This window comes from Sandarakinorhabdus sp., assembly GCF_987265915.1.
The window spans coordinates 2,214,351-2,224,283 of sequence record NZ_OZ503948.1 but is presented as its reverse complement, the minus strand read 5'-3'; the positions used below and the strand labels follow the sequence as shown (position 1 = coordinate 2,224,283).

13 protein-coding genes are annotated in these 9,933 nt (G+C 65.7%); 10 read left to right on the top strand and 3 right to left on the bottom strand.

The features are described 5' to 3' along the window. Positions 1–46 precede the first annotated feature (46 nt). Both AC6UUM_RS10960 and AC6UUM_RS10955 read right to left on the bottom strand, forming a co-directional pair. Positions 47–826, bottom strand: coding sequence for a C1 family peptidase (locus tag AC6UUM_RS10960; protein ID WP_500802314.1), 780 nt, complete (start codon positions 824–826; stop codon positions 47–49). A 113-nt stretch (positions 827–939) separates the two neighbouring features. Next, positions 940–1,104, bottom strand: a complete 165-nt coding sequence (locus AC6UUM_RS10955; RefSeq protein ID WP_500802313.1) for a Thivi_2564 family membrane protein — start codon at positions 1,102–1,104, stop codon at positions 940–942. Between the two features lie 390 nt (positions 1,105–1,494). Here AC6UUM_RS10955 and AC6UUM_RS10950 point away from each other — a divergent pair, with 390 nt between their 5' ends. From AC6UUM_RS10950 to AC6UUM_RS10930, 5 genes are all read left to right on the top strand, one after another. Then, complete coding sequence (locus AC6UUM_RS10950; RefSeq protein ID WP_500802312.1) at positions 1,495–2,010, top strand: hypothetical protein; 516 nt, start codon at positions 1,495–1,497, stop codon at positions 2,008–2,010. A gap of 198 nt (positions 2,011–2,208) precedes the next feature. Further along, positions 2,209–2,379 (top strand): hypothetical protein, encoded by a 171-nt coding sequence (locus AC6UUM_RS10945; protein WP_500802311.1) that lies wholly within the window; start codon positions 2,209–2,211, stop codon positions 2,377–2,379. Between the two features lie 14 nt (positions 2,380–2,393). Next, a complete protein-coding gene (locus AC6UUM_RS10940; RefSeq protein ID WP_500802310.1) occupies positions 2,394–2,609 on the top strand; it encodes a hypothetical protein in 216 nt (71 codons plus the stop codon). Continuing rightward, positions 2,606–3,439, top strand: a complete 834-nt coding sequence (locus AC6UUM_RS10935; RefSeq protein ID WP_500802309.1) for a hypothetical protein — start codon at positions 2,606–2,608, stop codon at positions 3,437–3,439. The genes AC6UUM_RS10940 and AC6UUM_RS10935 overlap by 4 nt, the downstream gene beginning before the upstream one ends. Then, positions 3,436–3,657, top strand: coding sequence for a hypothetical protein (locus AC6UUM_RS10930; RefSeq protein WP_500802308.1), 222 nt, complete (start codon positions 3,436–3,438; stop codon positions 3,655–3,657). The genes AC6UUM_RS10935 and AC6UUM_RS10930 overlap by 4 nt, the downstream gene beginning before the upstream one ends. A gap of 11 nt (positions 3,658–3,668) precedes the next feature. Here AC6UUM_RS10930 and AC6UUM_RS10925 read toward each other — a convergent pair whose 3' ends face one another. Further along, positions 3,669–4,019: a thermonuclease family protein gene (locus AC6UUM_RS10925; RefSeq protein WP_500802307.1), complete on the bottom strand. Its 351-nt coding sequence runs from the start codon at positions 4,017–4,019 to the stop codon at positions 3,669–3,671. 42 nt (positions 4,020–4,061) lie between these two features. Between AC6UUM_RS10925 and AC6UUM_RS10920 the strand changes: the two genes are divergently transcribed. Genes AC6UUM_RS10920 through AC6UUM_RS10900 form a run of 5 tightly spaced genes read left to right on the top strand, consistent with a single transcriptional unit; the run spans position 4,062 to position 9,867 of the window. Beyond that, positions 4,062–4,493, top strand: coding sequence for a P27 family phage terminase small subunit (locus AC6UUM_RS10920; protein WP_500802306.1), 432 nt, complete (start codon positions 4,062–4,064; stop codon positions 4,491–4,493). Next, positions 4,493–6,325, top strand: a complete 1,833-nt coding sequence (locus AC6UUM_RS10915) for a terminase TerL endonuclease subunit (protein WP_500802305.1) — start codon at positions 4,493–4,495, stop codon at positions 6,323–6,325. Before AC6UUM_RS10920 ends, AC6UUM_RS10915 begins: the two co-directional genes overlap by 1 nt. Then, entirely contained in the window at positions 6,322–7,653 is a 1,332-nt protein-coding gene (locus AC6UUM_RS10910) for a phage portal protein (RefSeq protein ID WP_500802304.1), read from the top strand. The genes AC6UUM_RS10915 and AC6UUM_RS10910 overlap by 4 nt, the downstream gene beginning before the upstream one ends. Beyond that, on the top strand, positions 7,650–8,579 hold the full coding sequence (locus tag AC6UUM_RS10905) for a head maturation protease, ClpP-related (protein WP_500802303.1): 930 nt from the start codon (positions 7,650–7,652) through the stop codon (positions 8,577–8,579). Before AC6UUM_RS10910 ends, AC6UUM_RS10905 begins: the two co-directional genes overlap by 4 nt. Before the next feature lie 22 nt (positions 8,580–8,601). After that, a complete protein-coding gene (locus AC6UUM_RS10900) occupies positions 8,602–9,867 on the top strand; it encodes a phage major capsid protein (RefSeq protein WP_500802302.1) in 1,266 nt (421 codons plus the stop codon). Positions 9,868–9,933: the final 66 nt, after the last annotated feature.

Here is a 9,933-nt window from a genome sequence, read left to right as displayed (position 1 = left end):
GCCTTGCGCCTCGCGCGAAGAGCGCCCTTCAACCGCGTCGCAGGGGTCAGATCACCGCAAAGCGAGTGAAGTGATACAAGTACATCCTCGCCAAACGTGTCCGCATGCTGTCAAAGCTGACCCGCCCATAGCCACCACGCCCCCAGCTGGGTCCCCAACTGCTGCGAAAGAAGAAAAATTGCGTGCGCATGTCATAACCAGTCAGCACGACAAAATGGAGAGTCTTCCCTTCACCCGGCGCATAAGACTCCACCGGCTCAAACAGACCATCGCTGTCACGCCAGCCGGCCCAGTTGTTCGAAGAGGGCAAAGGCATGATCAAAGGGCGTTGCGAAAGCTGGCGCAATGTCCTTCCAAATCCCCTTAACCCTAACGCGTCGATCTCCAGCCTTATCCTGTGGGACAGGACTTCAGTGTTCGGTGGCGGCACTGAGCGATCGAGCGGCAGCTTGCTGTGATAGGGCAGGACGCTGGCTGGCACCATTCCATGTCTGAACACGAGGCCAAACACGTCTGGAACGGATGTGGATTCGTCAGCCGGCGGGCGTTTCGTGGCATGGGCCAGGTCGGTCAGATATTGTTCAGACAATGGCCGCCACACACCGGTCAACCGTGTCAGTTCGGCTTCGATGAGCGCTGTCGTAGCAAAATAGGCGCATGTAAAGCGATCGCCCTGATCCTTGACCGGGCCAAACAGGGCCGAAAAATCAACCACAGGTGGCAGCGCTGCCAGCGGAGGTAGACTGGGGGCGGCGGCCCAGCCTGGTCCGGCCACGCCGAGCGCGAGGCCCGCGCCCAACAGGTCACGCCGCGACCAGTTCGTCATCTTTGTCTGCCCCCGCAAGCCCAACCATGGTCAGGGCATGGCAGTTGCGGGGCGGCAGAACAAGCCCGGTGCAGCGCGCTTGCCCACAGGCGGCAGCGCGCTGCGGCCGGCCCTTACAGGTTCACGACACCGAAGCTGCGCAACAGCCACAACACGACGGCAATGATCACGACGACATTGACGATGGTCTTTATGGTGCCGTCCATGGGCAGCTTGTTGTTGACCAGCCACAGCAGGACGCCGACGACGATCAGGGTGATGATGGTGGAAATCAGCATGTCTTGGTCCTTGCCCCAGGATGGAGTGCAGAACCCAAAACGCCTTATGCCCGGATTGGTTCCGGGGCCTGTCTGATGATTGCGATGCGGATGGAAGCAGCCAGACCGGTGGTGGAGCAGAGGGGGATCGAACCCCTGACCTCAGCAGTGCGATTGCTCAGGAGTGGGGTGAAATTTCGAGCGCTTCCTTGGTGCTGACCGAGGGTGGGTGCAGCAAAAGGTGGGAACGGGCGGCGAACATGCAGCGATTTGCGGACCCAGTGCGGACCCACGGTGGTTTTTCCCCGGCTGGGGATAAACCCCGCGCGCCTGTTGCGCTTTCGACACGGTGTGTTGTAGATAGGCAACTCTGGCGCTGGTGGTGAAATGGGCAAACGGACGAAGGTTCGCGTGGTTGCTGATCCGGGGCGCGTGGAGCCCACGCCGGAGCAGCTGCGCGGCGGCGCGTTCGATCATCACCAGGTGCATGATCCCGACACTGGCGGGCCGATCAACGTTCGCCGCCACCTGACCGGCCGCGTGCTGGAGCGGCTTCTTCACCGCCAGATCATCGATGATACCGCCTTCACCGCCGGCGACCGCTATCGCACCGATTACGAGCTTTCCGGCTGGCAGCAGCGCGTCACCAGCTGTTATGGCATCGTCACCGCCGGAGCGCAGGGCGCCGTTTTTCAGCCGGCGATGCCTGGCACCGCGAAGCAGATGGACGCGATGCGCCGGCACGATGCCGCCCGCGCCGTGATCGATCCTGCCCTGGTTTTCGGATTTGATCTGCTGGTGCTGCACGATCTGAGCTATGCCGCCGTGCCGCCGGCCAACGACACGCTTCGCGCCTTTTCGCGCGACCGCTGGGCGCTGATGGTGCGGGCCTGCTTGCGCGAGTTGGTGCATTACTACAAGCTGTGATTGCCTGAGCCGATAAGCGGGCTTGAAACGCTCCGGAGTTTCGATTAGTGAAAACGCGAGTGGTGGAAATCCGCCATGAGGAAACCCGGCAGGGGGCTGCCGGGTTTTTTCTTGCCTGCCGCCACCGCCGCCGAAACGGCCGCGCTCTGCGTGGCTGAAGGTGGCGGCGGGCATCCCCACGTTTCGGGAGGCGCGCCGATGCCGGATGCACCGCGCCGCAGCTATGCCCAGCGTGTCTCCGCGCTGGCCGAATTGATCAACCAGATCGCCCTGATGCACGCCGATCCGCACGCCCTGCACGAACGCCGCGACGCGGCGGCGCGCGGGGCCCGGCGGATTGCTGCCGCGCTGGCGGCCGATGGACTTTAGCCGGGGAGGCGACGATGGACCCTCTGCTGCGCCTCGTGATGGTCGCCCAATATGGCGAGCAGAACGTGGCCGAGCTGGAAGCCGCGCCCCGGCCTGACGCGCCGATGACCGAAGCGGAAACCGCCACCGAGCTTCATCGCATCCGCGACAAGGCCGAGGCCGCGCGCTTCGCCGCCGAGATCGAGCGCGACGCCGCCCTGGGCGATGGCGCGAACTGGCCGCATGAATGAGCAGCCCCAGCAGCAACCGCGCCGCGAGCTATCCCGATTGGCTGCCGATGCCGGCGTGCACCGTGCACGCGGTGTGCGGCCCGCCGGGGCCCGGCCTGCGCCGGCACGTGGCTGCGCACGCCCAGCCCGGCGCGCGGATCATCGACATTGCCGAGATTATCGATCGCCTGTCTGCCGGGGCGGCGGGGAACTGGGCGCCGTTGGCGCTGGAGGAACGGAATCGGGAACTGGCGGCGCTGGAGAAGGCGCAGCCCGACGAAGAAGTCTGGCTGATCTCCCCCAGCCCGCGCCAGTGGCAGCGGGACTGGTGGGCAACGCACCTGAATGCCCGCGTCTGGCTGATCGATCCGGGCAAGGAAACGGCGATGGCCGAGGCGGCGAAGAACGGGGTGAACGTCCGCTGGGTGCACGTCTGGTACGATGAATATGCCGATCCGAACGGCCAGACCACGCCGCCGGCTCGCAGCACGCGCGAGCGGCACCTGGCCGGCGCGCCGGCGGGCCGGAAGCCGGTCAACAGCGCCGCCAAATACGGCACCAAGCAGGGCCAGATGCGCACCGCGCAGCTTAAACGCCAGAAGTGGTGCGAACGCTGCGAAGCCGAAGGCCGCGGGAGGGTGGTGGCCACCGATCTGAACCACCGGGTGCCATTCATGCGGCCGGACAAGACGCCGGATTACAAGCTGTTCGGCGACCCGAAGAACCATGAATCGCTCTGCCGCACCTGCCATAACGCCCACGGCGCCCGCACCGATCGCGACGCCAGCCCGCTGGGCAGCGGCAGCGACGGCCGCCCGCTGGATCCCAATCACCCGTGGAACAGAAAATGAGCAGTGGTATCAAAACAACCGAATGGTCGCTTGCGGATGCTGCTGAATGGGCTCGGTCTGAGGTCAATGGTTTGAGCAGCCCTGGTGCCACGGCAATGCGGATCGCAGGCGCGCTGGAGGCAATGGGCAACCTGACGCCAGCGCTGGAAGTTTTGCGCTCGGCCTGCCGGCAAGCAAGCCAGGACGGATGGAAAGAGGATGTACGGCTTAACGGCTGAACGCGTGGCGTTCAGTTGATACACCTGATCGCCCGATATCGCCGCACGGCGCGGCGCTGGCGGATCAGGGTGCAGTTCACGTTCAAACCGCCGGCCCAGACGATGCCGGCAATTCGGCCATAGCCGCCGTCGCCGGCCAGCTCCACCCGCACCGGGCGGAGGGTCAGCAGCTGCGCCAGCGCGCGTTTTGAAGCCTCGCCATCGCCCGGCGTGCATTCCCGCCCGCGCCGGCAGTGGCCGGGCAGTTCGGGCGCATCGATGCCGGCCAGCCGGACATGCCGGGCCAGATTGGCGCAGGCCAGCGTATCACCATCGATGGCGCGCGGGGCCTGACAGATGATCGCGGGCGGAACAGAAGGCATCTGGGCGGCGGGCATGGCCCCACAGTAGCAGAGGAGGGTACGATGAGCGATTGTCCGTGCCCGCCGGGCGACATGGAAGAGCCGGACTGGGCCGCCGTTGGCGTGCAGGAAAAAGACCTGGCTGATGCGCGCCGATATTGGGCAACCATCGTCGCCGATCTTGCCCAGCAGCAGACCCTAGCCGAGGCGAACCGCCACGCGATCAGCCGGCTGGTGCTGACGTACATCCTGTACGAAGACGCCATTGCCGATGTGCTGAAACGCGGTTCGATCATCAAGGCCAAGCGTACCGGCGTGGATCAGCACAACCCCAACGCGGGCGAAGCCAAGAAGCTCCACCAGATGATCCGACAACTGGAGGCTGATCTGGGCATTGGCCCCGGTAAGCGCGCAGCGGCCGCCAAGGGCAAGGTGGCGGCCAAGAAGAAGCCGCGCGGCGGCGCTGCCGGCGATGACGGCGCCGTCGAGTTCTGATGGCGAAAGCGGATCGCACCACGGCCATTGCCGAGCGCATGGCCGATGGGCGCATCGTCTGCGGGGAATTCGCCCGGCTGGCGGCCGAGCGGCATCTGCGCGATCTGAGCGACGGGCATCTGCGCGGGCTGGAATGGCGGCCAGCCGAGGCGCAGCGGATCATCGATTCGTACCCGAAAAATTTCACGATCACAGACGGACCCAAAGCCGGCGAGCCGTTCGTGCTGCTGGACTGGATGGCGTTCGTCACGGGCAGCATGTTCGGCTGGCACGCGCAAAGCCAGGAGGGGGACTGGCGCTGGCGGTTCGATGAAGTGTGGATTGATATGGCCAAGGGCCAGGGCAAGACGCCTTGGCTGGCCGCCACCGGTCTGCTGATCCTGGGCGGGTTCGGCCGGCAGCGGGCCAGCGTGATCATCACGGGGCCGAAAGACGAACAATCGCTGATCACCCTGAAAGAAGCCGGCACGATGGTGCAATCCACCATCCCCGGCGAAGAAGACGGGGTGACGCTGGAAAGCCAAGGCAAGTTCCGGGTGCGCGGCGTCGGCGACAATATCCACACTGTCGAGCATGTCGCCAGCCGATCGGTGATGACCACCCAGCCGGGCAACGCCAAAAAGACCAGCGGCTTCAAGCCCGATATGGTTGGCGACGACGAAGTGCACGAAAAGACGGATTACGCCCACACCGAAATGTGGGCGAAGGCGCTGGCGAAGAATCCCCGCGGTGGCATTTTTGCCCAGCTGACCAACTGCCCGGCCTTTGATCAGCCGGTGGGGACGATGCTCGCCGAGCGCGCGCACCGCGTGCTGCGCGGCGAGGAGCCCAACGACAGCCTGTTCGCCTATGTCGCGCGGGTGGACCGGGCCGATTGGGACACGGTGTTCGATAACGAGGCCTGCTGGCCGAAGGCCATGCCGGCGATCGGCACCACCTTTCCGTGGGATAACATCCGGCGCGAGGTGGCCAAGGCCCGCACCTCGCCATCGAGGGCCGCCAGCCTGAAGCGGTTGTATTTCGGCATCCCCGGCGGCGGTGCCGATTTCTGGCTGGACGATCCCGAGCTGCTCAATCGCGCGCTGGCGCCGGTCGATCCGGCGACGATGGTCAACTATCCGTGCTGGCTGAGCCTCGATCTGGCCGACCGGCACGATCTGACCGCGCTGACCGCGACGTGGGCGATTCCCGCGCCGACCGATGACGATGATGACGCGGTGCGGCTGGTGCAACGGACCTGGTATTGGACGCGCGGCGACGGCGTGGCCGAGCGGGCGAAGATCGACGGCATGGCCTATGAAGCCTGGGCGGCGAACGGCCATATCACGATCGTGCCCGGCCCGGTGATCAGCAAGGAATTCGTGGCAATCCAGGTGGCGCAGTTGGCCGACCAGCAGGATGTGCAGTTCATGGCGGTGGACTGGGCCAAGATGCAGGAATTTCTTGCCGCCTGCGCCACCATCGATCTGCCGGTGTGGCAGTTCAAGGGATCGGACAAGCCGCAGGGCAAGGGCCTGATGATCGTGAAGCACGGCCAGGGGCTGGCGGTGCGCGGCGGCGATGAACAGCTTTCGATGCCCACCAGCATCGTCGCGCTGGAGGATCGGCTGCGCGACGGCACGATCACCATCGATGACAACCCGGTCACCATCGCCTGCCACGCCAACGCGCGGCTGGTGAAGGACGGCCAGGGCAACCGGGCGTTCGACAAGAAACAGAGCCGCGGCCGTATCGACGGCATCATCACCCAGGCGATGGGCGCCGGCGCGGCTGGGTTCAAGGTGACGCGCAAGGAATCGGTTTACGCGAAGCGAGGGGCCATCGTTCTATGAGGATCCTCGGCTTTGACATCAGCCGCGCTGCGCCAGTGCCGGCTGCGGCCGGGATGGGGCACAACGGCGGGCCTGCGATGGGTGATGCCCAGCCGCAGGCGAATATTGCGTACCGCGATATCGATGCGGCCTCTCCCGCGGCGGGCGGGCTGGTTGGCCGGATGCCGGGGCAGCTGGGCGCGCCGGAAAACGCGATGCGCGCGGCGGCGGCTTATCGATCGATCACGCTGATTTCTGGCGCGGTGGCGGTGATGCCGCTGCATATGAAGCGCCGGGTGAACGGGCGGCGGCTGGATGCCAGCGACCATCCGGTGTGGAGCGTCGTCACCCGCCGGCCGAACAAATGGCAGACGCCATCGGAATTCAAGCGCCTGCTGCAAACGCACATCCTGCTGCGCGGCAACGGCTATGCCATGAAGGTGTTTTCCGGCACGCGGCTGGTGGGCCTGCTGCCGCTGATGCCGGATCGCATGGACGTAAAGCAGCACGACGATTTGTCGATCGAGTATCGCTACACCAGCAAATCGGGCCGGCTGATCGTGTTGCAGCAGAGCGAGGTTTTGCACCTGCGCGGCCACAGCCTGGATGGCGTGATCGGATTGTCGCCGCTGCGCTATGCCGCCGAAACGGTGGGCCTGGCGCTGGACATGAGCGGCCACGCGCGGGCGATCTTTGCCAATGGCGCCCGCATGTCGGGATCGTTGGAAACTGACGGCCAGCTTGAACCGGCGGCCTATGAACGGTTGAAAGCCAGCATGGAGGAATTTCAGGCTGGCGGCGCCCGCGAGGGCAAGACGCTGATCCTGGAAGAGGGCCTGAAATATCAGCGCATCGGCCTGTCAATGGCCGATGCCCAGTTCATCGAGGCGGCCGGCGTCACCCGCACTGAGATCTTCATGTTCTATGGCGTGCCGCCGCACATGGCCGGCGACACGTCCAAATCCACCAGCTGGGGCACCGGGCTTGAACAGCAGAGCCAGGGCTTTGTCGCCTACACGCTGGAGGATTGGCTGACGACGTGGGAAGAAGCGCTGGCGCGCGACTGCCTGACGGCCGGCGAGAATGATCTCTATTTCCGGTTCAACCGCAACGCGCTGGTGCGCGGCGATATCCGCTCACGCTATGCCGCCTATGCCGTGTCGCGGCAGTGGGGCCTCGACACTCCCGATGAAATCCGCGCGCTGGAAGACAAGGATCCGCTGCCCGACGGCTTGGGTGCCAATCCGTTCGTGGGCGGCAACGCCCAGCGTGCCGGCGAGAACGGCACCGCCGGGAACGATATTGCCGATCTGGAAGCCCGACTGGCTGCACTGGAGAACAGACAATGAAGACCAGCCGCATCATGGCGATGGCCACGCCGCCGCTGTTCGCGCGGGATATGCTGCGCGCGCCGGCGGGACTTTCGGCCTTCGCGCCTGAAGATGTGCTGGCCAAATGGCAGGCCGGTCTGCGCGCGGCCGAGGCTGGCGCCAACGTCATCCCAATGCTGGACGTGATCGGCGAGGATTATTGGACCGGCGGCGGCGTCACCGCGCGCCGCGTGTCGCAGCAGCTTCAGGCGCTCGGCGGCGCGGCCCCGGAAGTGCATATCAATTCGCCAGGCGGCGACATGTTCGAAGGCCTGGCAATCTATAATCTGCTGCGCGAATACGCGACGCAGCACCGTGTTTCGGTGAAGGTGAAGATCCTTGGCCAAGCCGCCAGCGCCGCCAGCGTGATCGCGATGGCTGGTGACGTGGTGGAAATCGGCGCCGTCAGCTTCCTGATGATTCACAATTGCTGGGTGGTGGCGATGGGCAACCGCCACGATATGGCCCGCGTGGCGGAGCAACTCGCGCCGTTCGATGCCGCCATGGCCGATGTCTATGCCCAGCGGTCAGGCCAGAGCGCGGCCGACTGTGCCGGCTGGATGGACGCCGAAACCTACATGAACGGCCGCACCGCCATCGATCGCGGCTTTGCCGATGCGCTGCTGGCCAGCGATGCGGTGACCGAAGACGCCGAGGCGACCGCCCGCGCGGCCGAGTTGAACACGGTGCGCGCCATGGAAATGACGCTGGTGAGCGGCGGCATGACCCGCGCCGCGGCGCGCGCGCGCATCCTTCAGCTGAAGGGCATCGATATCGAGACTTTCCGTGGCACGCCTGGCGCTGCCACCGAATCCGGCACGCCTGGCGCTGCCGACCTGAGCGGCTGGGACGACGCGGCAGACGCCGCCGCCCGCAGCCTGATCGAAGCCATGCGCCGCCGGTAGGGCCGCGCCAGAGGAGAACACCATGTCCAAGAATGCACTGCTGCTGGCGGGCATCGCCCTGCCGGCTCTGGCCACGCGCCCGCGTGGCATCGTTTCGCAGGTTCGCGCCGACGCGCAGGGCCCGACCGCCGTGCTGGCCGAATTGCAGCGCGCCTGGGGCGAATTCCAGACCGAGGTGAATTCCCGCATCCCTGATGCCGACAAGATGGCCCGGCTGGAAAGCACCATCGCCAGCCTGCAGGCCAGCATCGATGCCAACGCTCAGGCGATGGCCGCGCTGCGCACCGGCATCGGCGGCGGCGGCGCAGGCGACACGGTCGAAGCCCGCGCGCATCGCGAAGCTTTCACCGCCTATGCCCGTTCCGGCACGATGCCGCAGCCGGAAGCCCGCGCCACGAGCTTCAACGAAGGCGACGGCGGTTTCCTGGTCACCCCGGAAATGGACACGATGATCAGCCGCGTGCTGACCAACACCGTGGCCATGCGCGGCCTGGCCAACGTGCGCCCGATCAGCAGCGCCAGTCTGAAGAGCTTCACCAGCGTCGGCGGTGCTGCGGCCCGCTGGGCGGGTGAAGATGAGACGAAGGACGAGACCCCCACAACGCGCCTGGTGGAAATCGAAATCACGCCGGGCGAGCTTTACGGCGAGCCCTGCGCCACCCAGTGGTTCCTCGATGACGCCTCGGTCAACGTGGAAGCGTGGCTGGGCGACGAACTGGCGATCAGCTTCAGCGAAGCCGAAGAAGCGGCCTTCATCACCGGCGACGGCGTGAAGAAGCCGCGCGGCCTGCTGTCCTACAGCGTGGTTGACAACACCAACTATGCCTGGGGCAGCGTTGGCGTGATCCGCAGCGGCAGCGCCACCGGGTTTCTGACCACCACCGTTGCCACGGATCGCCTGATTGATCTGCAGCACGCCCTGAAGGCGGGTTACCGCAACAACGGCTCCTGGCTGATGAGCGATCTGGTTCTGGCCAGCGTCCGCAAGTTCAAGGACGGCCAGGGCAACTTCATCTGGCAGCCGTCCATCGCAGCCGACGTGCCGGCGACCCTGCTGGGCAAGCCGGTGGCCACCAGCGATTACATGCCGGCCGCTTCCAGCGGCACCCTGCCGATCGCGTTTGGCGACTTCAACCGCGCTTACCGGATTGTGGATCGCGTCGGCACCCGCGTGCTGCGCAACCCGTTCAAGCAGAACGGCCGGGTGTTCTTCTACACCACCAAGCGCGTCGGCGGCGGCATCGTCAATTTCGAGGCGGTGAAGCTGCTGCAGATTGCGGCCGACTGATCCTGACGGATCGCCAACGGGCTGGGCGGCCTGATCATCACGCCGCCCACCCCATTTTCAAGGAAG

Excerpts from the sequence above, each read along its gene's own strand:
- AC6UUM_RS10915 (WP_500802305.1), top strand. The coding sequence starts at position 4,493 with ATGGCGAAAGCGGATCGCACCACGGCCATTGCCGAGCGCATGGCCGAT.
- AC6UUM_RS10935 (WP_500802309.1), top strand. The coding sequence starts at position 2,606 with ATGAGCAGCCCCAGCAGCAACCGCGCCGCGAGCTATCCCGATTGGCTG.
- AC6UUM_RS10920 (WP_500802306.1), top strand. The coding sequence starts at position 4,062 with ATGAGCGATTGTCCGTGCCCGCCGGGCGACATGGAAGAGCCGGACTGG.
- AC6UUM_RS10905 (WP_500802303.1), top strand. The coding sequence starts at position 7,650 with ATGAAGACCAGCCGCATCATGGCGATGGCCACGCCGCCGCTGTTCGCG.
- AC6UUM_RS10925 (WP_500802307.1), bottom strand. The coding sequence starts at position 4,019 with ATGCCTTCTGTTCCGCCCGCGATCATCTGTCAGGCCCCGCGCGCCATC.
- AC6UUM_RS10910 (WP_500802304.1), top strand. The coding sequence starts at position 6,322 with ATGAGGATCCTCGGCTTTGACATCAGCCGCGCTGCGCCAGTGCCGGCT.
- AC6UUM_RS10945 (WP_500802311.1), top strand. The coding sequence starts at position 2,209 with ATGCCGGATGCACCGCGCCGCAGCTATGCCCAGCGTGTCTCCGCGCTG.
- AC6UUM_RS10955 (WP_500802313.1), bottom strand. The coding sequence starts at position 1,104 with ATGCTGATTTCCACCATCATCACCCTGATCGTCGTCGGCGTCCTGCTG.
- AC6UUM_RS10900 (WP_500802302.1), top strand. The coding sequence starts at position 8,602 with ATGTCCAAGAATGCACTGCTGCTGGCGGGCATCGCCCTGCCGGCTCTG.
- AC6UUM_RS10930 (WP_500802308.1), top strand. The coding sequence starts at position 3,436 with ATGAGCAGTGGTATCAAAACAACCGAATGGTCGCTTGCGGATGCTGCT.
- AC6UUM_RS10960 (WP_500802314.1), bottom strand. The coding sequence starts at position 826 with ATGACGAACTGGTCGCGGCGTGACCTGTTGGGCGCGGGCCTCGCGCTC.
- AC6UUM_RS10940 (WP_500802310.1), top strand. The coding sequence starts at position 2,394 with ATGGACCCTCTGCTGCGCCTCGTGATGGTCGCCCAATATGGCGAGCAG.